Origin of the sequence: Candidatus Symbiopectobacterium sp. NZEC127 (assembly GCF_025962675.1) — a bacterium.
In the GTDB taxonomy this organism is placed as follows: Bacteria; Pseudomonadota; Gammaproteobacteria; order Enterobacterales; family Enterobacteriaceae; genus Symbiopectobacterium.
This window is the reverse complement of the sequence record NZ_JAGFPG010000003.1, coordinates 340,887-365,501: the sequence shown is the minus strand read 5'-3', so window position 1 is coordinate 365,501 and position 24,615 is coordinate 340,887. Positions and strand designations below refer to the sequence as shown.

At 54.3% G+C, this 24,615-nt stretch carries 21 protein-coding genes; 11 read left to right on the top strand and 10 right to left on the bottom strand.

Annotated features, from left to right (window positions below):
* Positions 1-363: 363 nt before the first annotated feature.
* Positions 364-1,353: a quinone oxidoreductase gene (locus tag J5069_RS15020; RefSeq protein ID WP_264644643.1), complete on the bottom strand. Its 990-nt coding sequence runs from the start codon at positions 1,351-1,353 to the stop codon at positions 364-366.
* 128 nt (positions 1,354-1,481) lie between these two features.
* Between J5069_RS15020 and dnaB the strand changes: the two genes are divergently transcribed.
* Entirely contained in the window at positions 1,482-2,888 is a 1,407-nt protein-coding gene (gene dnaB, locus J5069_RS15015) for a replicative DNA helicase (RefSeq protein ID WP_264644642.1), read from the top strand.
* A gap of 38 nt (positions 2,889-2,926) precedes the next feature.
* Positions 2,927-4,006: an alanine racemase gene (gene alr / locus J5069_RS15010; protein ID WP_264644641.1), complete on the top strand. Its 1,080-nt coding sequence runs from the start codon at positions 2,927-2,929 to the stop codon at positions 4,004-4,006.
* A 45-nt stretch (positions 4,007-4,051) separates the two neighbouring features.
* On the opposite strand, the gene J5069_RS15005 is transcribed toward alr, so the two are convergent.
* Positions 4,052-5,434: an amino acid permease gene (locus J5069_RS15005; protein WP_264644640.1), complete on the bottom strand. Its 1,383-nt coding sequence runs from the start codon at positions 5,432-5,434 to the stop codon at positions 4,052-4,054.
* A gap of 360 nt (positions 5,435-5,794) precedes the next feature.
* Here J5069_RS15005 and J5069_RS15000 point away from each other — a divergent pair, with 360 nt between their 5' ends.
* The 4 genes from J5069_RS15000 (at position 5,795) to J5069_RS14985 (ending at position 10,402) form a co-directional block, all read left to right on the top strand.
* A complete protein-coding gene (locus tag J5069_RS15000) occupies positions 5,795-6,259 on the top strand; it encodes an Lrp/AsnC family transcriptional regulator (protein WP_264644639.1) in 465 nt (154 codons plus the stop codon).
* Positions 6,260-6,522: 263 nt separating this feature from the next.
* Positions 6,523-7,137, top strand: coding sequence for a YitT family protein (locus tag J5069_RS14995; RefSeq protein WP_264644638.1), 615 nt, complete (start codon positions 6,523-6,525; stop codon positions 7,135-7,137).
* A gap of 96 nt (positions 7,138-7,233) precedes the next feature.
* Entirely contained in the window at positions 7,234-8,427 is a 1,194-nt protein-coding gene (locus tag J5069_RS14990; protein ID WP_264644637.1) for an aromatic amino acid transaminase, read from the top strand.
* Positions 8,428-8,782: 355 nt separating this feature from the next.
* Entirely contained in the window at positions 8,783-10,402 is a 1,620-nt protein-coding gene (locus tag J5069_RS14985) for a sensor domain-containing diguanylate cyclase (RefSeq protein ID WP_264644636.1), read from the top strand.
* A gap of 54 nt (positions 10,403-10,456) precedes the next feature.
* Here J5069_RS14985 and J5069_RS14980 read toward each other — a convergent pair whose 3' ends face one another.
* Complete coding sequence (locus J5069_RS14980) at positions 10,457-12,124, bottom strand: methyl-accepting chemotaxis protein (protein ID WP_264644635.1); 1,668 nt, start codon at positions 12,122-12,124, stop codon at positions 10,457-10,459.
* A gap of 654 nt (positions 12,125-12,778) precedes the next feature.
* Complete coding sequence (gene uvrA, locus J5069_RS14975) at positions 12,779-15,610, bottom strand: excinuclease ABC subunit UvrA (RefSeq protein ID WP_264644634.1); 2,832 nt, start codon at positions 15,608-15,610, stop codon at positions 12,779-12,781.
* Between the two features lie 305 nt (positions 15,611-15,915).
* On the opposite strand from uvrA, the gene J5069_RS14970 reads away from it, so the two are divergent.
* A complete protein-coding gene (locus tag J5069_RS14970) occupies positions 15,916-16,458 on the top strand; it encodes a single-stranded DNA-binding protein (RefSeq protein WP_264644633.1) in 543 nt (180 codons plus the stop codon).
* Positions 16,459-16,561: 103 nt separating this feature from the next.
* On the opposite strand, the gene J5069_RS14965 is transcribed toward J5069_RS14970, so the two are convergent.
* The 5 genes from J5069_RS14965 to J5069_RS14945 form a co-directional block, all read right to left on the bottom strand.
* Positions 16,562-17,083: a hypothetical protein gene (locus J5069_RS14965; protein WP_264644632.1), complete on the bottom strand. Its 522-nt coding sequence runs from the start codon at positions 17,081-17,083 to the stop codon at positions 16,562-16,564.
* A 111-nt stretch (positions 17,084-17,194) separates the two neighbouring features.
* Complete coding sequence (locus tag J5069_RS14960; protein WP_264644631.1) at positions 17,195-18,217, bottom strand: aromatic ring-hydroxylating oxygenase subunit alpha; 1,023 nt, start codon at positions 18,215-18,217, stop codon at positions 17,195-17,197.
* Between the two features lie 11 nt (positions 18,218-18,228).
* Complete coding sequence (locus tag J5069_RS14955) at positions 18,229-18,537, bottom strand: recombinase-like helix-turn-helix domain-containing protein (protein WP_264644630.1); 309 nt, start codon at positions 18,535-18,537, stop codon at positions 18,229-18,231.
* A complete protein-coding gene (locus J5069_RS14950) occupies positions 18,534-18,857 on the bottom strand; it encodes a Rieske (2Fe-2S) protein (RefSeq protein WP_264644773.1) in 324 nt (107 codons plus the stop codon). The genes J5069_RS14955 and J5069_RS14950 overlap by 4 nt, the downstream gene beginning before the upstream one ends.
* A gap of 172 nt (positions 18,858-19,029) precedes the next feature.
* Positions 19,030-19,740, bottom strand: coding sequence for an SDR family oxidoreductase (locus tag J5069_RS14945; RefSeq protein ID WP_264644629.1), 711 nt, complete (start codon positions 19,738-19,740; stop codon positions 19,030-19,032).
* 84 nt (positions 19,741-19,824) lie between these two features.
* Here J5069_RS14945 and J5069_RS14940 point away from each other — a divergent pair, with 84 nt between their 5' ends.
* Entirely contained in the window at positions 19,825-20,727 is a 903-nt protein-coding gene (locus J5069_RS14940; RefSeq protein WP_264644628.1) for a LysR family transcriptional regulator, read from the top strand.
* A gap of 7 nt (positions 20,728-20,734) precedes the next feature.
* On the opposite strand, the gene J5069_RS14935 is transcribed toward J5069_RS14940, so the two are convergent.
* A complete protein-coding gene (locus tag J5069_RS14935; RefSeq protein WP_264644627.1) occupies positions 20,735-21,781 on the bottom strand; it encodes a LacI family DNA-binding transcriptional regulator in 1,047 nt (348 codons plus the stop codon).
* Between the two features lie 315 nt (positions 21,782-22,096).
* Between J5069_RS14935 and J5069_RS14930 the strand changes: the two genes are divergently transcribed.
* Genes J5069_RS14930 through J5069_RS14920 form a run of 3 tightly spaced genes read left to right on the top strand, consistent with a single transcriptional unit; the run spans position 22,097 to position 24,594 of the window.
* Positions 22,097-22,837, top strand: coding sequence for a metal ABC transporter ATP-binding protein (locus J5069_RS14930; RefSeq protein WP_264644626.1), 741 nt, complete (start codon positions 22,097-22,099; stop codon positions 22,835-22,837).
* A complete protein-coding gene (locus J5069_RS14925; RefSeq protein ID WP_264644625.1) occupies positions 22,834-23,685 on the top strand; it encodes a metal ABC transporter permease in 852 nt (283 codons plus the stop codon). Before J5069_RS14930 ends, J5069_RS14925 begins: the two co-directional genes overlap by 4 nt.
* 30 nt (positions 23,686-23,715) lie before the next feature.
* Positions 23,716-24,594, top strand: coding sequence for a metal ABC transporter substrate-binding protein (locus J5069_RS14920; protein ID WP_264644624.1), 879 nt, complete (start codon positions 23,716-23,718; stop codon positions 24,592-24,594).
* The last annotated feature ends 21 nt before the right edge of the window (positions 24,595-24,615 follow it).

Here is a 24,615-nt window from a genome sequence, read left to right as displayed (position 1 = left end):
CCGCTTCTGAGCACCACGGCCCCGGTAATTTACGCCAATTTTGTGCGCCAGCAGATATTTTTTCCCCTAAGCCGCTGTTAGGATGGCGGCTCTTGGTCACTATGACTGCCTCCATGTAGCAAGGCGGTTTGCGTAACCGGCAACACGCACAGGACACGCGGCCTGCGCGAGTCAATAAAAAATGATTTCATCCGCGTCAGAGCATCATCATCCAAAAAAATTACGCCTCGATGCGCTGACGTTCGCCACGCTGTACCCTACATACAGCATGATGAAATATCGAAAATAATGCAGCAACAAGGGCCCCGTTTGGGGCCCTTACTTTTTATACTTACCACCTAACGACCTACTACCGCGGTTCGCTTATCGTCCCGGGATCAGCAGGCAGGAACCGTGCGTCTGGCGACTCTCCAGTGCGCGATGCGCCTTTTGCGCTTCCGACAGTCCGAAGATCTGGTTGGCAGAAACATCCACGTTGATAGCACCGCTGGCAATCAGCGAAAACAGCTCGCGGCTTGCTTTATCCAGCTCTGCGCGGTTGGTCACGTAGCCAAACAGCGATGGGCGCGTCACGTAAAGCGACCCTTTCTGGTTCAGAATGCCGAGATTCACGCCGGTCACCGGGCCGGAAGCGTTACCGAAGCTGACCATCAAACCGCGACGTTGCAGGCTGTCGAGCGAGGCTTCCCAGGTGTCTTTGCCCACCGAGTCGTACACCACGGGCACCTTCTGCCCCTCAGTTAATTCCAGCACCCGCTGCGCGATGTTCTCGCTGCGATAGTTGATGGTCGCCCAGGCTCCCGCCTGACGAGCCAGCGCCGCCTTGTCATCTGACCCGACCGTGCCGATCAGGTTTGCTCCCAGCGCCTTGGCCCACTGGCAGGCGATCAGGCCAACACCACCGGCGGCCGCGTGGAACAGGAATGTCTCGCCGGGCTTAATCTCATAGGTTTCACGCAACAGGTAGTACACCGTCAGCCCTTTCAGGAACGACGCCGCGCCCTGCTCAAAGCTGATAGCCTCCGGCAGGTGCGCTACGCGATCCGCCACCACATTGTGCACCGCACTGTAAGCGCCCAGCCCCGCTTGCGCATACACCACGCGATCGCCGACCTGAAAGCCGTTAACGCCCGCGCCGATTTTCGCCACCACACCCGCCGCCTCCGTGCCCAGCCCAGACGGGAAGGTTTGCACCGGGTACAGTCCACTGCGCACATAGGTATCGATAAAGTTGATCCCAACAGCACGATTTTCAATTTGTACTTCACCCGCAGCCGGTTCACGCGGGGTAAAATCAACGTACTCCAGTACCTCAGGGCCGCCGTGGGCGCTGAATTGAATGCGTTTTGCCATGTTTTCTCCTGATGCCATCCGGTGCGATAAACACGCGGGCGCAAGTGTAGAACGGTTTTTATCACGTCAGTTTCGTATACAATGCCTCCTTATGGAATGACAAATCAACCAATAAAGAACGTAATCCCATGGCAGAAAAGCGCACCGCACCCCCATCGAAACAGCCCCGCGACCGACAGGTGGAAGGGTTAAAGCTTCCACCGCACTCGCTGGAAGCGGAACAGTCGGTTCTGGGCGGTTTGATGCTCGACAACGAACGCTGGGATAACGTCGCAGAACGCGTCGTCGCTAACGATTTCTACAACCGCGCCCACCGTCTGATGTTCAGCGAAATGCAGCGCCTGTTGGAATTGAACAAGCCCATCGATCTCATCACCCTGTCCGAGTCGCTGGAGCAAAAAGGCGAGCTGGATACGGTCGGCGGTTTTGCTTATCTGGCAGAGTTGGCGAAGAACACCCCCAGCGCCGCCAACATCAGTGCCTACGCCGATATCGTGCGCGAACGGGCAGTGGTGCGTGAGATGATCGCCGTTGCCCATGAAATCGCCGATGCGGGCTACGATCCGCAGGGCCGCAGCAGTGAAGATCTGCTGGATCTGGCGGAGTCGCGCGTGTTTCAGATCGCCGAAAACCGCGCCAGCAAGGATGAAGGCCCGAAAAGCATCGACCGTATTCTGGAAAATACCGTCTCACGCATCGAGCAGTTGTACCAACGCCCGCACGACGGGGTGACCGGGGTTTCCAGCGGGTATCAGGATCTGGATAAAAAAACCGCCGGACTGCAAAAATCCGATTTGATTATCGTCGCGGCGCGCCCCTCCATGGGAAAAACCACCTTTGCCATGAACCTGTGCGAAAACGCCGCCATGATGCAAGAGAAGCCGGTGCTGATCTTCAGTCTGGAAATGCCCGGCGAACAGATCATGATGCGTATGTTGGCCTCGCTGTCGCGCGTCGATCAAACCCGTATCCGTACCGGGCAGTTAGATGATGAGGACTGGGCGCGTATCTCTAGCACCATGGGCATTCTGCTTGAGAAGAAGAACATGTATATCGATGACTCTTCCGGCCTGACGCCCACGGAAGTGCGCTCCCGTGCGCGCCGCGTTTTCCGCGAACACGATGGTCTGAGCCTGATCATGATCGATTACCTGCAACTGATGCGGGTGCCCTCCTTGTCTGATAACCGAACGTTGGAAATTGCAGAAATCTCTCGTTCACTCAAAGCATTGGCAAAAGAATTGCAGGTGCCTGTGGTCGCGCTCTCTCAGCTTAACCGCGGTTTGGAACAGCGAGCGGATAAACGGCCAATCAACTCCGATTTGCGTGAATCTGGCTCCATCGAGCAGGATGCCGACCTGATTATGTTTATCTATCGTGATGAGGTTTATCATGAAAACAGCGATTTGAAAGGCATCGCTGAGATTATCTTGGGGAAACAGCGTAACGGCCCTATCGGTACCGTTCGGTTGACCTTCAACGGGCAGTGGTCGCGTTTTGATAATTACGCCGGTCCACAATACGATGATGAATAAATAGCGCACCTGAGCGGGCTGCGTTAAGGACAGTAGAAATGAAAACGGCAACCGCCGTCATCAGTCGCCGCGCATTGCGTCACAATATGCAACGCGTGCGTCAGTTAGCGCCTAACAGTCGGCTGGTCGCCGTCGTCAAGGCCAATGCATACGGTCACGGCGCAGTGGAATGCGCCACGACGCTTGGGGAGGCAGACTGCTTCGGCGTCGCCCGACTCTCGGAGGCGCTGGCACTGCGCCAAGCTGGCATCACCAAACCCATCCTGTTGCTGGAAGGGTTTTTCTCTGCCGATGACCTTCCTCTCCTGGCGCAGCATCAATTGGAAACCGCGGTGCACAGCGTCGAACAATTGACGGCACTGGAGCAGGCCGATTTGCCGCATCCTCTGACCGTGTGGATGAAACTGGATACGGGTATGCACCGTCTGGGTGTGCGCCCTGACCATGCTGAGGCGTTCTATCAGCGACTGACGCAGTGCCGCAATGTGGTGCAACCGGTGAATATCATGAGCCATTTTTGCCGCGCCGATGAGCCTGAGTTCAATACCACCCTGAAACAGATCGCCTGCTTTGATGCCTTTACCGAGGGGAAACCCGGCGCGCAATCTATCGCGGCTTCCGGCGGCATTCTGCTGTGGCCACAGGCGCACCGCAATCAGGTACGACCGGGGATTATTCTCTACGGCGTATCACCGCTAGCCACGGAAACCGCCACGCATTTTGGGCTGCAACCGGCGATGACGCTGACCTCACACCTGATCGCGGTGCGCGAGCACAAAGCGGGTGAAGCCGAAGGGTACGGCTGTACCTGGACCAGCGAGCGCGATACCCTGCTCGGCGTGGTCGCGATGGGTTATGGCGATGGCTACCCGCGCTCAGCACCGTTTGGTACGCCAGTGCTGGTCAATGGCCGTGAAGTGCCGTTGGTTGGACGCGTATCGATGGATATGTTGACGGTCGATCTGGGGCCGGATGCGCAGGAGCAGGTGGGCGATGAGGTGATATTGTGGGGAGATGCGCTGCCGGTAGAGCGGATCGCCGCACATACCAAGATCAGCGCTTACGAACTGATTACCCGCGTGACACAGCGCCTGGTGCTGGAGTACCTCGACGATTAACGTTTACGCATAAAGGCGTACCGCAGGGTACGCCCTTTTCACCAATTACACGTCACTGACCGCGATATCTACTGGCGTGCGATTACGGTTCTTCACTCGGTAAGCCACCGCCATTGCTACCAGCCACACCGGAATCAGCCATACCGAGATCTGGATACCGGGAGTAATCGCCATGATCACCAGAATCCCCGCCAGAAACAGCAGGCAAATCACGTTGGTTACCGGGTAGCCCCAGCTTTTGAAACGCGTTTCTTTTGCAGCTGCTTGCATCGCATGGCGGAACTTGAGGTGTGTAATGCAAATCATCGCCCAGTTGATCACCAACGCGGACACCACCAGCGCCATCAGCAGCTCAAACGCTTTGCCCGGCATCACGTAGTTCAACACCACGCACAGCCCGGTTGCCAGCGCCGATACGCCCAGCGCATTCAGCGGAATGCCGCGTTTGTTGATGCTTAACAGTGCCCGTGGTGCGTTGCCCTGTTTCGCCAGGCCAAACAGCATGCGGCTGTTGCAGTAGACGCAGCTGTTGTACACCGAGAGCGCCGCAGAGAGCACCACCAGATTGAGCACGGTCGCCACCACGTTGCTATCCAGCGCGTGGAAAATCAGCACAAACGGACTGCCGCCTTCCACCACTTTCTGCCACGGGTACAGCGACAGCAGCACCGCCAACGCGCCCACATAAAACAGCAGGATGCGATAAATAACCTGATTAGTGGCGCGCGGAATACTTTTTTCCGGCTGGTCAGCCTCGGCGGCCGTGATCCCTACCAGTTCAAGACCGCCAAAAGAGAACATGATGACCGCCATTGCCATCACCATACCGCCAAAACCATTGGGGAAAAAACCACCGTATTGCCACAGGTTGGCTACGCTGGCTTCCGGCCCACCGCGACCGCTCATCAGTAGATAACACCCGAACGCGATCATGCCGATAATCGCCGCCACTTTAATGATGGCAAACCAGAATTCCATTTCGCCGTACACCTTCACGTTAGTGAGATTGATGGCGTTAATCAGCAGGAAGAAAACGGCCGCAGAAACCCAGGTTGGCACATCGGGAAACCAGTATTGAATGTAAATACCGACGGCGGAAAGCTCTGCCATGCTGACCAGCACATAGAGCACCCAGTAGTTCCAGCCGGACATAAAACCGGCAAAGTTGCCCCAGTATTTATTGGCGAAATGGCTAAAGGAACCGGCTACGGGCTCCTCCACCACCATTTCCCCTAACTGACGCATAATGAAAAAGGCGATAATCCCGGCAATCGCATAGCCCAACAGTACCGATGGCCCGGCCATTTTGATGGTTTGTGCAATCCCCAAAAACAGCCCGGTTCCCACCGCGCCCCCTAATGCGATCAACTGGATATGGCGGTTTTTTAACCCTCTTTTCAGTTGATCCGTTGTCTGCGGTGTATCCATGACATTCCCCGAACAAGATGTTGTGTTGGCAATCTCATAGCAACAATCAGGCCAGCCTCAGCAATGCCACGACGAGCGCCTGCCATAAATGAAACTAATACCATGAATATATTCATTATTTTTATTATCACTACGCATGATAGTGCATGGCAGTAAAAAACAGATTGATGCATAAACAGGCAACGTAATGCACGAAATGCCCTTAATTGCATCACTCCACGCACGATATTGCGCCAACACGGTGCATGCCCATTTGTTGTGCAATCGCCCCGAGAACCGGGATGTGAAAAGAAGCGGCACGCGCTGACAAAAAGCTGCTAGTCTGTTTTATCTCCCGATACATCATGCGGATAAAGCACCATGTACCAGATAGACGATTATGATTTGAAAATGCTGACCTTACTGCAAACCAACGCTCGCTTGACCAATCAGGAGCTAAGCGAACTGATCGGGTTATCCGCATCGCAGTGTTCTCGCCGTCGCATTGCGCTTGAGCAGGCTCGGCAAATCCTGGGCTATCACGCCCGCCTGGCACCCAATGCCATCGGCCTGGAGTGTCTCGGTTTGATCGAAGTGCGCCTGATCAACCATACCGCCGACTACGTGGAGCGCTTTCACCAGATGCTGGGAGAGGTGGATGCGATCATTGATGCCTATAAGACCACCGGCGATGCCGACTATTTACTGAAAGTTGCAGTAGCCGATCTGCAAGGGCTGAGCGATCTGATCAGTCGCATTTTGTCGCAGAATAAAAGCGTCTCTCACCTGAAGACCTCGGTGGTACTGAATCGCCTGAAAGAGAATGGGCTCATGTTGCCTAACTGAAGGTTTGCACCCTATTAGGGCAATGCGCTTCCTTTTAGTGCATGAAAAGAACAAGAACACGCGCATAACCTTCCAATCATGCGTGAATCACGCAAAAAATTAAGTTTTATGCATTTTTTGTGCAAAGCGTAATTGCAGTATTTCAATAACTTATAGTTATTATCGGTGTTACTGCGCCAGCTACTCCGCTGTCAGCGCCATTTTTGGTGCACTTTTTGCTTTGGTTGCGTCACATTTTGATTTTTTCTGCCATTGAGCACACCATGGATAACGTTGTTGCAACTGAAAATCTAAAACACACGCTGCTGGAGGATGTTCTGGCGCTGTTGATTGGCTCACTGATGGTGTCTTTTGGCATTATCTTGTTACGCCAATCTGGCGCGCTCACCGGCGGCACGGCAGGGATGGCGTTCCTGCTGCACTACATTACGCATATCTCGTTCGGCACCATTTTCTTTCTGATCAACCTGCCGTTTTATTATCTGGCCGTGCGCCGCATGGGCTGGCATTTCACCATCAAGACCTTCTGTGCCGTCGGGCTGGTTTCTCTGCTGTCAGACGTACATCCGCTGTTTGTTCACTTCGATAAACTTCAGCCTTTCTATGCCACGCTGTTTGGCAACATTATCATTGGGTTGGGTTTTATCGTGCTGTTTCGCCACAAGGCCAGTCTGGGTGGCGTGAATATTTTGGCGCTCTACCTTCAGGATCACTACGGCATACGCGCTGGCAAATTTCAAATGGCGCTTGATGTGGTGATTGTGCTGGCTTCACTGTTTGTGGTAAGCATACCTATGCTGGTGGTTTCCGTATTAGGAGCCGTGATTCTTAACTTAATCATTGCGATGAATCACCGCCCGGGGCGTTATACGGTCTAAACGGCGTCCGGGATAAGCGCGCCAGCGATAATAATGATTTACCCGATACCCCGCCGCGCGTTAAGCGCAGCAAATGATTATTTCAGGAGAATAACCGTGTTCCAACATGTCGACGCCTATGCCGGCGATCCCATCCTGTCCCTGATGGAAAAATACAAGCAGGATCCACGCGCAGATAAGATCAATCTCAGTATCGGGCTCTATTACAACGAACAGAACATCATCCCGCAACTGCGCGCCGTGAGCGATGCCGTTGATGTGCTTGAAGCGCAGCCTAAAGCGGCGTCCTCCTATTTGCCCATGGAAGGCTTCCAACCCTATCGTTCCGCAATCCAGACGCTGCTGTTTGGCGCAGAGCACCCGGCGCTGGCCGCTAACCGCATCGCCACTATCCAGACGCTGGGCGGTTCCGGCGCGCTGAAAGTAGGTGCCGATTTCCTTAAACACTATTTCCCGGAATCCGAGGTGTGGGTCAGCGATCCGACCTGGGAAAACCACATCGCTATTTTTGCCGGTGCCGGATTCAAGGTACACACTTACCCCTATTTCGATGCGCAAACGCTGGGGGTAAATTTCGATGCCATGATTGCCACGCTCGAAAGCCTGCCAGCGCGCAGCATCGTACTGCTGCACCCGTGCTGCCATAACCCGACCGGCTCCGATCTGACCAATGCGCAGTGGGATCGCATTATTGAAACGGTGATCAAACACGAACTGATTCCGTTTATGGATATCGCCTATCAGGGCTTTGGCGGCGGCATTGACGCCGATGCTTACGCACTGCGCGCCGTTGCCAGCGCGGGCGTTCCGGCCTTGATTGCCAACTCCTTCTCCAAGATTTTTTCTCTGTATAGTGAACGCGTTGGCGGGCTTTCCGTGGTGTGTGAAGACGCCGACAGCGCGCAGCGCGTGTTGGGGCAGTTGAAAGCCACGGTGCGCCGTAACTACTCGACACCGCCGAATTACGGTGCTCAGGTGGTTTCTAACGTGTTAAATGATGCAGCGCGCAATGCGGAGTGGAAAGCAGAAGTCGAAGAAATGCGTTCACGTATTCTCGCCATGCGTAAAGCGCTGGTGGATGCCCTGAAAGCAGAACTGCCAACGCGTAATTTTGACTACCTGCTGACACAGCGCGGCATGTTCAGTTACACCGGCTTTAGCCCGCTACAGGTAGATCGCCTGCGCGACGAATTTGGTGTTTATCTGATCGCCAGCGGCAGAATGTGTGTTGCGGGCCTGAATTCGGGCAACGTCGCACGCGTCGCCAAAGCGTTCGCGGCGGTTCAATAACGCATATCAAAGGCTTAACGCCCGCGTTAAGCCTTTCCTTTTTGCCGTCCCACTCCTCCAACCACTCTCCTTTCACTGTGATTCATAAGAAATTTTTATATAGCGCGACATTGACACCCCGCTTGCGCTGAACTACTACTTAAGACATATCCCATATTTTATTACCCAACAGATTTCGATGGATAGGGCGCAGTCCTCAGCTGAGTCTGAGGTGTACGGGAGCCAGTCTCCCCCTACAGTGAAAGAGAAAGGGTATTTTTCACATTCACTTTCTTAATCATTAACTTACATCATGATGTTGAACAGCCGATCGCTCGCTGATTTGCGACAACAATAATAAGCAGAAAAATAATAGATGAAATCATTTCAGAAGCATTTTATTCTTCAAGTCAATTTACGACGTCTCATTCTATTCATCGCACTTTCCGGTATGTCAGTTATTTTTGTAAATAGCTATTTCGCCTTCTACGACACGCAAAAAAAATTATTGACCGATCAGTTTTTTAAAATAAACCTTAACTATTCATTAAAACTCGCAAATACCGTCGAAACTTTTTTTTCCTCTTCCCAGTCACAGCTCAGTTTTAGCGCCCAACTGCTCGCCGATAACATGAAAAATGCCGACACGCTGCAAAATGAGATCGAGCGAATTCGGCAGATTGGCCATCGCTTCAACTCCGTGTCGGTCATTGATAAACAGGGCTATGTTCGCGCGTTCTCGCCATTACAACCAGGGGTCATTGATGCGCGGCTGACATCCCCTTCCCATGCAGCCGCCATTCAGGCCAACACCTTTTTTATCAGCCAGCCCTATGTTTCTCTGATTGGCAACCTGATTGTCTATATTTCTGTTCCTATCCACAATGCCGAAGGTGAACAGTTAGGGTACGTTGGCGGTTCTATTTATCTCAACAACCGCAATGCTACAAATGAATTTATGAATTCGCAGTTTGATGACGATAATTACGATACCTTTGTCCTCAATAAAGATGGCACAATTATTTATCATCATGATAAAAATCGAATTGGGCAAAAAATAGACGACAACTCTTTAAAACAGATGGCGCTATTAGGGAATAAAGGCAATTTTCGTCTGACAGATTCACAAGGCGCAACATTTTTAGCCGGGTTTGCCAAAGTTAAACGCGCGGATTGGATTATTCTTACGCTACAAACCGAAGATATTGTCACTCAGGCATTAAATAACGTAATGATTGATGTGACCAAGAAAAGCGCTCCGGTGCTGCTCATCACTTTATTTATGATTACCTTGCTGACCATCTATATCGCCAAACCGCTGCGCATGCTGGGATTGGCAGCCAGCCGTATGGACGATCCCGATGTCATCAGCAAGATTCGCGCAGTATCCTCCTGGTATTTCGAAGTTGAGCACCTAAAGCGCGTTATCCTGTGGGGCACTATTCTGCTGCACAAACGTATTGGAAAACTCAGCTCGCAGGCTCACACCGACCCGCTCACCGGCCTGCTCAATCGGCGTGGATTGCATGAAAACATTGAAATGTCGCTGCTCAACAACAGCGTCGTTTCAGTGATTGTTATCGACATTGATCACTTTAAAAATGTGAATGACACCTACGGGCACGATGTGGGTGATGAAGTGATTAAAATGCTGGGACGGCATCTTAAAACCAACTCGCGCAAAACGGATCTGGTGTGCCGAACCGGCGGTGAAGAGTTTTTGATGCTGCTGCCCGGCATTGATATCCATCTGGCCGTGGTCATCGCCGAGCGGCTTCGCAAAAATGTCGCAGAAATGAGTTTTCCCATCTGCCAACACATCACCATTTCGATTGGCGTAACCTCCTTCCTGCCGAAAGAAGTGCCTATCGATGCCGCACTAAAAACCGCTGATAACGCGCTGTATCGCGCTAAAAAGGCTGGGCGCAATAAAGTGATCGTGCAGGATATCCCTGAGGATTTGGCGCTGATGCTGCATAAGCAGCAAAATGATTAGTGCTGGAGGGGAAAGAAAAACTGGGCGCTGCCAATGCTGCGCCCAGAAGAGAGATCAAAACGAGGTCCAGTCCTGATTATTCTGCGCGGAGGTGCCTGTAGCTAACGCCAGCGTAGGCTTGGCAGGCCGGGTAACCGTTGATTCCCGCGCGGTCAACGGTGTGGCAACCGTCTCCCCGGCGTTAAGTTTGAATGCGCTCACCGTATGGGTTAATGCCGACGCCTGGGATTGCAGCGACATCGCCGCCGCGGCTGACTCTTCCACCAACGCAGCATTCTGCTGAGTCGTGGTATCAATCTGTCCAACGGCGACGTTAATCTGGCTGACGCCATCGCTCTGCTCTTGGCTGGCTTGGGAAATCTCCGCAATGATCGCGTTAACATCCTGCACATGGTTGGTCAAACGACCCAGGGTTTCATCGGCACTGTCTACCAGATTCATCCCGTCCTGAATGTTGCTGACGGAATCATCGATCAACGTCTTAATCTCCTTGGCCGCCGTCGCGCTGCGCTGCGCCAGTGAACGCACTTCGCTGGCAACCACGGCAAAACCGCGTCCTTGCTCACCCGCGCGCGCCGCTTCAACCGCCGCATTGAGCGCCAGAATATTGGTTTGAAACGCAATGCTGTCGATAACGCCGATAATCTCAGCCATGCGCTGCGATGACGATTGAATACCGCGCATTTTTTGCGTCACCGAGAGCATCACTTCACTGCTGTTTTTGGCCGCATCCGATGCCTGATGCGAAACCGACGTTGCCTGACGGGTGTTATCGGCGGTGTTCTTGATGGTTGAAGTCAGCTCTTCCATGGAGGAGGCGGTTTGCTCCAGCGAGCTGGCCTGCTCTTCGGTACGCGCCGAGAGATCCTGATTACCGGCGGCAATCTGCGAAGCCGCAGTAGAAATCGCCTCGGCGCCGTCGCGCACTTGACCCACAATATGACGCAAGCTGCTGTTCATGTTATCCAATGCCTTGAGCAGCAAACCGGTTTCATCCTGATGGACAGCCTGTACGTGGTAAGTAAGATCGCCCTGCGCTACGCGATCGGCCAACTCCAGCGCCTGATGAATCGGGCGGGTCACGCTGCGCGTAATCAGCCAGGCGATCATACCGCCCGCCGCTGCCGCCGCCAGGCAGATCAGCACCAGCAGCAAACGCGTTTGATTGTATGTGGCCGTCATGGTGTCGAGGGTTTTGGACATGGTGCCGTTTTGAAAGGCGACCAGTTTGCGCACTTGCTCGCGGTAGTTGCGCTGTATGTCATTCATGGCAGTAGTGAATTCACGCACACCCGCCTCACGATCCCCGGCGTTCAATGACGCGATAATCTTATCGCCAGATGCCAGAAACTGTGGGCGAATCTGTTGGATATCCCGAATAATCTGTTGCGACGCCTCGGGGCTATTACTGGCGACCAATTTATCCAGCAGCTGGCCGCCACGTTTGCGCAGATCGCCCAGCATCTCCAGCGTGCTTTTCACTTGAGCCGGATCGGTAACCAGCAGCAGTCGCTGGTAGGCAACCAGCGTGCTGTTCACCACATCGATAAGATCGGTGGTTGTCACCGTATCAGGATAAACCCGCGTGACAATCAGCTTCGCATCTTCATGAAACAACGATAGTTTCGAGATTGAGAACGCATTGACCACAAACAGCATCAGTACCAGAAAAGCAAATCCACTGCCGAGACGATAACCGATGCGCCAGTTAGCGATATTCATTCTTCACTCCTTCCCATATTGCGTATCACAGCCAGGTTATTCTTCCATTGTTAAATCCCATCAGAATGAGTGATGATCTGTTGCTGGCGAAGCCTGTCTCGCGTTAACACTAAGCAATATAAATGGCTGTTTTGTCGATGTTAGGGAAATAGCATCCCCTCACCCATTATTCAGTGCTATCATCGAAAAAATAAAATCTGACGCTAAGAATTGCGGCTTAATGTTACCCAGCAATCGCCGTCATAATACGTTGCTGATGTTGTTGTCTGCTTCGTTTCGCCCCAGATTACCCCTGATGTCTCTAGGTTTATCGGCAGTAAGCATATCATCTTTACACCATTGATCGTTTTAATCACTTAAAAATTAACAAATAAAAGTCAAAACCTATCAATATGAGTGGATCGATCGACAGAATCATGCAATAAGTAAAAGATACCTCTGCGGCTATTTTTTAATAGGATAAGTGGCGCGTCATACACAGAGAAAATAGAAAATAATTCTCGTGTGATTCTGTTCGAAAGGATATTTATTGCTGAGAGGAATAGCGTGAAATAAGCGCATGACAGCGAAAGCGGTGCTTATCGAAATAAAAAGTAAACGTGGCCCCCTTTATAATCACGACGCCCGGCGCAACACCGGGCGTCGTGAACAGCGCTACTTGCGTGCCAATATCGGCTTGAGGAAACGGGCAGTGTGCGACGCTTCGCAATTGGCTACCGTCTCCGGGGTGCCGGATACCAGTATTTGACCGCCACCGCTGCCCCCTTCCGGCCCCAGGTCCACAATCCAGTCTGCGGTTTTAATCACATCCAGATTGTGCTCAATCACCACAATGGTGTTGCCCTGATCGCGCAACTGGTGCAACACGTCCAGCAGTTGCTGAATATCGGCAAAATGCAGCCCGGTGGTCGGCTCGTCAAGAATATACAGGGTCTGACCCGTTCCTCGCTTGGACAACTCGCGGGAGAGTTTCACACGTTGGGCTTCACCGCCGGAGAGCGTGGTCGCCGACTGGCCAAGACGGATATAGGAAAGCCCCACGTCGATAAGGGTTTGCAGCTTACGCGCCAACGCAGGAATGGCATCAAAGAAATCACGCGCCTCTTCAATGGTCATTTCCAGCACTTCGTGAATGCTTTTACCTTTGTATTTGATTTCCAGCGTTTCACGGTTGTAGCGTTTGCCTTTGCACTGATCGCAAGGCACATAGATATCCGGCAGGAAGTGCATCTCCACTTTGATGACGCCATCGCCCTGACAGGCCTCACAGCGCCCACCGCGCACGTTAAAACTGAAACGCCCGGGGTTGTATCCGCGGCTTCTCGCCTCTGGCACACCGGCAAACAGTTCACGGATAGGAGTAAATACGCCGGTGTAGGTCGCCGGGTTGGAACGCGGTGTGCGCCCAATCGGGCTTTGATCGATATCGATCACCTTATCAAAATGTTCAAGGCCATGAATCTCACGGTACGCTGCCGGTTCCGCCAGCGTTGCGCCATTGAGCTGACGTTGCGCCAGCGGAAACAGCGTGTCGTTAATCAGCGTCGATTTACCGGAACCGGAGACACCAGTGATACAGGTGAACAGTCCGACGGGCAGCGTCAGCGTGACATCTTTCAGGTTGTTGCCCTTTGCGCCCACCAGCTTCAACACTTTGGTCGGATCGGCAGGCACACGTTGCGACGGCACTGAGATTTTCCGCTCACCGCTCAGGTACTGGCCGGTCAATGATTCTGGCACCGCCATAATCTGTTCTACCGAGCCTTCTGCCACCACCTGACCGCCGTGCACCCCCGCGCCCGGTCCGATATCAATCACATGATCCGCCGCGCGAATGGCGTCTTCATCATGCTCCACCACAATCACCGTGTTGCCCAGATTGCGCAGATGGATCAATGTCTCCAGCAGGCGTTCATTATCCCGCTGATGCAGACCAATGGAAGGTTCGTCCAGTACGTACATCACCCCGACCAGCCCGGCACCAATTTGGCTCGCCAGTCGGATACGCTGCGCTTCACCGCCGGAAAGCGTTTCGGCAGAACGCGACAGCGACAGGTAGTTCAACCCGACGTTCACCAGGAACTTCAAGCGATCGCCGATCTCCTTCAACACTTTCTCGGCAATCTGCGCGCGCTGCCCACTCAGCTTCATGTTTTGGAAGAACGTCATCGCATGGCCGATGCTCATGTCGGAAATCTGCGGCAGCGTGGTCTGTTCGACAAACACATGGCGCGCTTCCTTACGCAGACGCGTGCCGCTGCAACTGGCACAAGGGCGGTTGCTGATGAACTTGGCCAGCTCTTCGCGCACTGCGCTTGATTCGGTTTCCTTGTAACGCCGCTCCATGTTATTCAACACGCCCTCGAAGGGATGGCGTCGCACGGACGTATCGCCACGATCGTTGATGTATTTGAATTCGATGGTGTCTTTACCAGAGCCGTAAAGAATGACGTGACGAATTTTTTCACTCAGGCTGTCGTAAGGTGCCTCGACATCAAAGCGGTAATGCTCCGCCAGGGAGCGCAGCATCTGAAAATAGTAAAAGTTACGTCGATCCCAGCCACGAATCGCACCGCCCGCCAGTGACAGCTCACCGTTTTGCACCACGCGCGCCGGATCGAAGAACTGCTGCACGCCCAACCCATCACAGCTCGGGCACGCGCCTGCCGGATTGTTAAAGGAGAACATACGCGGCTCGAGCTCATGCATGCTGTAGCCACACTGCGGGCAAGCAAAGTTGGCGGAGAACAGCAGTTCAGGCAGCTTGCTGTCATCCATATCCGCCACGATAGCGCTACCGCCGGAAAGCTCCAGCGCGGTTTCAAACGATTCCGCCAGACGCTGTGCCAAATCTTCACGCACTTTGAAACGATCGACCACCACTTCAATGGTGTGTTTCTTCTGCAATTCCAGCTTGGGCGGATCGGAAAGATCGCACACTTCGCCGTCGATACGGGCGCGGATATAGCCTTGTGTCGCCAGGTTTTCCAGCGTCTTGGTGTGCTCCCCTTTGCGATCTTTAACAATGGGCGCAAGCAGCATCAGGCGAGTACCTTCCGGCTGCGCCAGCACGTTATCCACCATCTGGCTAACCGTCTGCGCCGCCAGCGGCACATCGTGATCCGGACAGCGCGGCTCACCCACGCGGGCAAAGAGCAGACGCAAATAGTCGTGAATCTCGGTGATGGTGCCCACGGTTGAGCGCGGGTTATGAGACGTGGATTTTTGCTCGATGGAAATCGCCGGTGACAACCCTTCGATATGGTCGACGTCCGGTTTCTCCATTAACGAGAGAAACTGGCGCGCATAGGCAGACAACGATTCAACGTAGCGCCGCTGCCCTTCCGCGTACAGGGTATCGAACGCCAGCGACGACTTACCGGACCCCGACAGCCCGGTGACCACAATCAGTTTATCGCGCGGAATTATCAGATTGATATTTTTGAGGTTATGAGTACGGGCACCACGAACTTCGATCTTATCCATTCACATACATCCCGGAGTTAACGCTATTTTCATCATCCCGCAGGCGGAGATAACCGGTACGAAACGTGCAATTATGACACAAAAAATCACCCGCTGCGTTTTTTAGCACCGCAGACGGCGGCTCAGTGGGGGGACAAGCAGAAAAAATACGCTAACAAAAAACTGAATAAATATCCAGTACTCTGATGCAACAATGTAACCAATAAAAAAAGTGTGGATGCAACATCGCGGGTACTCAGCACTGTGCTGGCATGTTATGATTTCTGGCTTAGACTTTACGTATTGACTCATCAGGAGACACAAGCATGGCCAGCAGAGGCGTTAATAAAGTGATTCTTGTCGGGAATCTGGGGCAAGACCCGGAAGTCCGTTATCTGCCGAACGGTGGTGCCGTTGCTAACCTGACTCTGGCCACGTCAGATACCTGGCGCGACAAGCAGACCGGCGAGCAGAAAGAGCGCACAGAATGGCACCGCGTCACGCTGTACGGAAAGCTGGCTGAAGTGGCTGGAGAATACCTGCGCAAAGGCTCACAGGTGTATGTCGAAGGTCAACTGCGCACGCGTAAATGGCAGGATCAGGGCGGACAGGATCGTTACACTACAGAAGTGGTGGTCGATATTTCCGGCTCCATGCAGATGCTGGGCGGCCGTCAAGGCGGTGGCGCACCGGCAGGCGGCAACGCAGGCAACAGCGCACCGCAGGGTGGCTGGGGACAACCGCAGCAGCCTCAGGGCGGTCAGGCCTTCAGCGGTGGCGCACAGCAAGCACCGCGCCAGCAAAACAATGCCCCGATGCCTGGCGGCAATGAACCCCCGATGGACTTTGACGACGATATTCCGTTTTAAGCCTGGGGTAGGTAAAACAAGCTCCAGTCAAAACGTAACGCCCTACTTTAGCAGGGCGTTACGTTCAAGATATTCTCAAGGGTACAACTGCGCTAACAGCCCGTTATTTCACCATACCGCCGTTATACAGCTCATCGCCTCTTCCTGCTTTAATCATCTGATTGGCGTGTTGCTTACGCTCAAAGTTCGCTTTTGCGCGTTCCGCTTGATTTGCTCTGTACCTGTCTTCATTTTCTCGATTAAATTGCGCTTGTTGCTGTGAACCCTTGAATTTAGAACAGATCTTATTAAGCAAAAGATCAACGTCGACATTTATTTTTTCCAGGTTGGTCCGTTTCGACGCATGATGCTGATATGAGGAGCCGTCGAGTTTACTCAACAACGTCGTTGCGCCCTCGTTCACGCGTTCCAAAGCGGCCCTTAGACGTTTAAAACTCTCTTCACCCGGTTTAAAGATCCCTGGTTTATCAAGACCCTTACAAAAATCCTCTATGCTGTTCTTCACATCTTTCAACGTTGCCTTTAGTGTGGAAACATCTTTAATGTGGACAGTTTTAGCACTGGTAACCGTCTCTCTATTCACCGCACTGATTTGATTACTGTTTACTGCCGAAATACTCATCATTACCGCTGATACCTTTCCGTTATTAAATCCAGCGATAATGCTATAGGGTGATAAACGTATAATCTTTCATTTATTGTTCACAATATGAGCAAGGCACCGCATCTTCACCGATCAGCGCAACGCGGGCTGTGTTTCCCGCTCTGCCACCTGTGTTTTTGCCGTTTTTTGCATCATTCGGCGCAAGCGAGAGAGCCCCACATCATGCTGGTAGAGGTATTCGTAAGCGCTCGCGTCCGGCGCCAGGTTCTCCAGCAAGATGCGATCCTGTTCCAGCACGGCCCAATGCAATTTCTCCAAACGGTTTCGGTACATAAAACGCCACATATCACGCTGCCAGCCGACCACACGGCGAATGCGCCAGAAAAAAACGCGGCAGTTATCGTTATCCTCCGGCACCACCATGCTGACAATCCAGAAAGGGCCGCCGGGGCCGAAACGTTTTTGATAGGGGATCGAGAGCCGCATCCAGTAAGCACCGCTGATACCTAACTCCACCCAATCAAAATTAACCCCAGATTGATTTTTTTTCCTGAAGATAAAACCGCTTGATGTCGGATCGAGCACCATCTCCGCTTTACGCGCCCCCTGCGCCATGGAATGAGACGCGGAATGCAGGTAAGTTCCGTGCATCGGGTCCATCACATTTTCCAGCGCATACTGGTAGTTACACCGCCAGGCGGCAGTACAGAGAAAATGACTGAAAGTTTCTCCGTCGGTCAGCTCTTCAGGAAACACCAACGGCTCCGCTTCCTGGTTGGCGGTAATACCGAACCAAAGAAAAATGGCACCATAGGCTTCTTTAACCTGATAGCTCACCACCACCCGTTGCCCGACTAACGGGCAGCGTTCAACGGCGGGTACATCCTTGACCACACCATCTCCCGCAACCTCAACGCCGTGATACCAGCAGGCGATGCGATCGCCAAGGTTCCAGCCAAGCGATAGACGAGCACCCCGGTGCGGGCAGCGGTCTTCCAGTGCCTGAACCTGGCCGTCGCTGTCGCGCCACACCACAATCTGCTCCCCCAACCGCGTGATGCCGACAGGATTGGCCTGCACTTCCCAACTGGCCAGTACCGGATACCATAAGCCCCGTAACCCGCGATCGAGGTATTGCTGCACCGTTGAATCCATTGCGCCCTCCTTTACTTGCCGTTTTCTTGCAAAAAGGCCCGCAGCGTTGCTTCCTGCCAGGGCTGACCTTGCTGATCGTACAGTGCTGCTGAATTCAACCCTTCCACCAACGCGGGCAGGGTATCGATACCTTGATCAAACAGGATTTCCAGTCCGGCGATAAAGGTCAGCGTCCAGGGCGTTGGCGCGCTGCTTCGACTCTGCCAGACCAGATTGCGGTATCCACCAGGAGCATGGATGCAGCCGTTACCGCCGCCAATGGACGAGATAGTCGGCAGCTGCGCTGCGAGCGCCGGATTAAATTCCTGATCGGCCTTCATGCGATGGTCTCCTCCGTTAGCCTGATTTGAATGTGATTTTCAACGCGCCGCACCCGGTAGCAATGCAGGTCACGCTCACCCGGCCCGCCGAGACATTGCCCGGTTTTAATATCAAACACTGCGCCGTGTAAGGGGCACTCAACGCTACCGTCTTCAATAAATCCCTGACTCAACAAGGCATAAGCGTGCGGGCAAATATCCTCAAGGGCGTAGTACTTGCCATCAAGCAGGTAAATACCGACGGCGTTATTTTCCACGCTGCCACTAAACGGCCTGTTTTCCTGTATCTGATCTGCCTCGCAGACACCAATCCAGCACATCGCTCTCTCCGACATCGGTTTCATTAGTGAAATAGACGCTATCGTCTTCGAACAACTATAAAATTGATGCTTAAATCGTCAAGGAAGGCGGCAAATCAAGAGTGGAATTTGTTAAAAGGCGAGAAAAGCAGATACTGCAAGGGCAACGCCAAAAAATTGACGTTGCCTCATGCTAACGCAACGTATATCCCCCGTCGCAATAGAGCGTGTTGCCCGTCATGTGCGTGTTGTCGAGCAGGAACAGCGCCGCATCGGCCTGCTCTTCCACCGTTGCAGGACGTTGCAATACGTTGAGTTTGCCCCACTGTTGGTAAGCGGCCTCGCGCACCTGCGCCGGACGACCCTGCCACAGCGTGCTGTCGGTGGTGCCCGGAGACAAACAGTTTACCCTGCGTGGCGCCAATTCAACCGCCAGCCCGCGCGCCAATCCTTCCAGGGCGGCATTGCACGCCGCATAAGCGGGCGCACCAAGGGGACGCGCAGAAGCGGCTCCCGACATCAATACCACCGCCGCATCCGGCAACAGCGAGGGCAACGCGGCATACACCGCCCAATATTGCCCCCAAAATTTTGCCTGAAACAGCGCTTCGCTGGTCTCAATGCTCCCCTCCTGAAACGCGCCCGTGGTGTAAGATGCGGCGGGCGTAAACAGCCCGGCAAGCGCGGAGGTTTGCGCAAAGAAGGCGGCCAGAGAAGCGCGATCGGTAGTGTCGACAGCATAGGCGGATGCCCGCTCGCCCAGTAACCTGAGCGCAATGGCCCGTTTTTCCGCCGAACGCCCGCCGATCGCCACGCGATCGCCGCGCGCGACCAGTCGCTGAGCCAGAGCGAACCCAATGCCTGAAGTGCCACCAAGAATGGCGTAAGTCTGTGTCTTTTTCATAAAACAGAGCTTATTGGCGAATATCATTCCGGTAAAATGAAATACACTACCAATATTTATTCCTGACATTCAGCAATAGGCATTATGCGACATTACCCCGGAGATGACATCGGCGTATTTCTGGCCGTATGTGACAGCGGCAACTTTACCGCAGCGGCCGCCCTGCTTGGGCTCACCCCTTCGGCGGTTACCAAAGCCATTCGACGATTGGAAAACCGCCTGAAAACCCCCTTATTCACCCGTACCACCCGCCAGCAGACCATAACGGCAGAGGGTGTGACCTATCGGGATGCCTGCCGGACGGCAAGGAACGAGGTTGAGCGCGTCGAAACGCTGCTTGCCAGCATCACAGCAGAACCCGCAGGCCAGCTAGCGGTAAGTGTACCGCCGCTGCTCGGCGCGCACGTCGTCACGCCCGCCCTGTTGACGCTGTGCCAGCAGTGGCCCCAATTGAGTATCAGTGTCTCGGCCTCTGTCGAGATGGCCGACCTGTTCGATGGATCTGTCGATCTTGCCGTGCGCGTAGGAGAACTGCCGGATGCGGCGGGAATTGTCGCCAAAAAGTTAGGCACACAACGCATCGTACTGTGCGGCACACCGGGTTACTTTGCCCATTCACCGCCGCTGCACGGCATAGACGATCTTCATCACCACACCCTGATCGGCACGCTGAAAGAGGGCTACGCCGCCCCGTGGCACTTTCAGTTGGCTGACAAAACACACCGGGTGCTGACTCCGGATAGCCGTTTATTGCTGGATGGTGCACTGTTGACCGTCAATGCCATCAAGGCGGGATACGGTCTCGGCAGGGTGCCCTATTGGTTAGTCAAGGAAGAACTCGAGAACGGCTTGCTGGTTAGCGTGCTGGACGAAGTCATTGCCGGACATTTGGCGATTCATGCCTTATGGCGGGCAACACCGGTGATGTTGCCCCGCCTGCGTTTGGCAATAGATGCGCTGGTCGCGGCCACCGCAGCACGATTTTAGGCAGGCATCAGGCGAGTGCGTTGAGACGTTTTACCGATTCTCGCACCACCAAATGCCCGGCCAATTCAACATGCTGTGTCACCCCAAGCGACTGTGCAGGCACCAGTTGCTGCGTTAATAGTTGCAGTGCGGCTCTGGCAACCGCATCAAGCGGCAAGTGCACCGTGGTCAGTGACACCGGCAGCATATCCAGCGGCAAAATATTATCCATTCCCACCAACGATATATCATCCGGAACGCGAATGCCTCGCTGTGCCAGCGCATCCACCACGCCCACCGCCTGATTGTCCGCCGCGCAAAAAATCGCGGTCACGCCAAGGCGGTCAGGATGTGCGGAAAGCCAGCGCAGCATGGCATCGCGCGCGGTGAGCGGGTGGAAATCAGGCAAAGAAAGAATCAGTGACTCATCGACAACAATCCCTGCCTCCAGCAAAGCATCACGGTAGCCGCGCTCCCGCTGTTTGATGGTGATGCAAGACGACCAGGTCAAATGAAGAATTCGCCGGTGCCCGTGTTCTATCAGATGACGAACGGCACAGGCCGCAGCGGGATAGTTAGCGGGTGTGACGCGGTTTAAACACATGGCAGGATCTTCACCGTTGATCAACACGGCAGGTATGCCACTTTTCACCACCGCCTGCAATAAGGGGGCTCGCTCGTCATTGACGATCACAATGCCTGTCTGCCGTACACCTTGCAGCGATGCGACCAGTTGATCTTCCGTCATGGCATCATGCTCCGAGGGAAAGGGGCGCAGTCGGATATTACGCTGCACGCACAAGGTTTTGAGCGCATGGATCAATGACAGAGAAACCAGGTGGTAATCACTTTCCAGCATCAGGTTGCGCGGTGCTGCCAGCAAAACATGGCGCAAGGGCTCCAAGGCTTCGGTCACCGGTTTCGCCAGTTTATGCAGGGGATAGCCCTGTTCAGCGGCGATCGCCAGGATCTGCTGTTTGACTTTGGCACTGATAGGCGCAGTGCCATTTAATACACGAGAAACCGTACTGATAGAAACGCCTGCACACTCCGCGATATCCTTTAATGTCGCCATTGCTCTTTTATCCCTGTGTTTGCGAGGCTCACGATAGACGGTGTTAGCCAGAAATCACTCAACGCATCAGCCCACTCTCCTACCGTTTATCTCTACACTGTCGAGGGTTAACGCAATAACAACCACAAGAACATTTGCACACAGACCAGGGCCAAAGCTGCGATGTCACATTCTCTTACGCCTTTCTGCTAGCGCTTTATTTGTTATATTATAACATAACGTTAAATATCCCTCTGCATGGCACTCTCGAGTGAGCTTCTATTCTCTTTCAGCCTGGGCGCGTATCAGCATTGCGCTGGCGCTGTTGGCGTTGCTATGGGCGCTGGTCGCCTGGGCGGTATCGCTGCCATGATCGCGCTGCACAACCTGACATTCGGCTACACGCCGTCTTCACCGCTTGGCACGCTGAGCGGCAGCTTCAGCGCAGGTTCACTGACGGCCATCGTCGGTGAAAACGGCAGTGGCAAATCGACGCTGTTAAAAACCCTTGCCGGGCTGATTCCGCCCTTGGCAGGCACGCTGGTTCACGATGGCAACGCACTGCCGCGCATTGGCTATTTGCCGCAGCTGTCGGAGTTCGATCGCCAATTTCCGTTGAGCGTTATGGATTTGGTGTTGATGGGCAGCCTGCCGCAGCGCGGGCTGTTCGGCGGCCTCACCCGCGTCTGGCGACGCAAAGCAGAGGCAGCATTGGAGGCGGTCGCGATGACCGCGTTCGCCACCCGCCCTATCGGCCATTTGTCGGGAGGCCAGCTACAGCGCGTTCTGTTTGCCCGCTTGCTGCTGACGGACGCACCGGTGCTGCTGTTGGACGAACCGTTTACCGGCGTAGATGCCGACACCACCCAGGCACTGCTGGCCTTGATCCACCAACGTCATCAGCAAGGATGCACCGTGCTGGCGGTGCTGCACGATCGTGCCATTGTCGACCGCCATTTTCCGCTGGTGCTACAGCTCAGCGCCGCAGGCCATCGCTGGGGCGCAACCCATGACATATTCACCTCGACGCTCCCCGCGTCCCACGGCGCGCAGGCGCGAGTCAGGGCGGTGGTATGATGACGATAAGTCTCCTTTCACCGCTGGTGGAGTTCGGGTTTATGCGGCGCGCGCTGGTGGGATGTATCGCGCTCACGCTCAGCGCCACACCGTTGGGTTGCTTTTTGTTGCTACGCCGCATGAGCCTGATCGGCGATGCGCTGTCGCACGCGGTGTTGCCCGGCGTCGCCATCGGGTATCTGCTCTCCGGCATGTCGCTGTTGGCAATGGGTACCGGCGGGTTTATCGCCGGGCTGGCCGTGGCGCTGCTGTCCGGTTTTGTCAGTCGCAACACGGCGTTAAAAGAGGATGCCAGCTTCGCCGGACTCTATCTTGGCTCGCTGGCGCTTGGCGTAACGTTAGTGTCACTGCGCGGCTCCAGCGTCGATCTGTTGCACGTGCTGTTTGGATCGATTTTGGCGGTCGATCGCGGCGCACTGATCGATATCGGCCTGATCTGTTCGGTCTCGATACTGCTGCTGGCGTGGCTCTACCGTGCGCTGGTGATCGAATCGTTTGATGCCACCTTTATGCAGCTCGCCTCACCGCGCGGACGCACGCTGATTCACGCGTTATTTCTCGCACTGGTGGTACTCAATCTGGTGGCAGGGTTTCAACTGCTAGGCACGCTAATGACGGTCGGCATGATGATGCTGCCCGCCACCTGCGCCCGCTTCTGGACAGCGCGCTTGCCCGTGATGCTGGCGGTCTCGGTGCTGGTGGGCATCGCATCCAGCTTTATCGGCCTGCTGTGGTCCTACTATGCCTCACTGCCCGCCGGGCCTGCCATCATCCTGACCGCTACGCTGTTTTTCGCGTTCTCGGCCGCTTTCGGCGCCGAGGGCGGCATGCTGCGCCTGCGTCGCTAATATCATCCCCCTGTCATCAATGAGGACATCATGAAACATCCTGTTATCGCACTGGCATTTTCCAGCCTGTTATTCAGCACGTTTGCGATGGCGAAGCCGTTGCAGGTTGTCGCGAGCTTTTCCGTTTTAGGCGATATGGTCAGTCACATTGGCGGCGATCGCATCACCGTCACCGATTTGGTCAAACCGAACGGCGATCCGCATGAATTCGAACCCTCACCGCAAGACAGCAAAACGCTGGCAAAAGCAGATCTGGTTTTCGTCAACGGACTCGGTCTGGAAGGCTGGTTAACGCGTCTGGTATCCGCTTCCGGCTATCAGGGGAAAGTGGTGACCGCCTCGCAGGGCATCCACACGCTGGAAATGGAAGAAGAGGGGAAAACCCAGACCGATCCGCACGCCTGGAACAGCGCGGCGAATGGGGTGATCTACGCGCAGAATATCATCGATGCGTTAGTCAGCGCGGCACCGCAGGATGCTGACTATTTCCGCCAGCAGGGCAAAGCCTATATTCAGCAGCTTCAGGCGCTGGATGCTTATGCCAAGAAGACCTTCGCCGCCATTGCGCCAGAAAAACGTAAAGTGCTCACCAGCCACGATGCGTTTGGCTATTTCAGCCAGGCCTATGGCGTAACCTTCCTGGCACCGCTGGGTTATTCAACGGAAGCGGAAGCCAGCAGCAAACAAGTCGCAGAACTCATCCGTCAAATCAAGCAAGAGAAGGTCGCCAGCTATTTTATCGAGAACCAGACCGATCCCCGTTTGGTGAAACAGATAGCCAACGCCAGCGGCGCACAGCCGGGCGGTGAGCTCTACCCGGAAGCGTTAACCGACAGCACTGGCCCGGCCGCCAGCTACACCGCGGCGTTTAAACACAATGTGGACACCCTTGCCGCCAGCATGAAATAAATAGGGCCTCTGGCGCGCGGG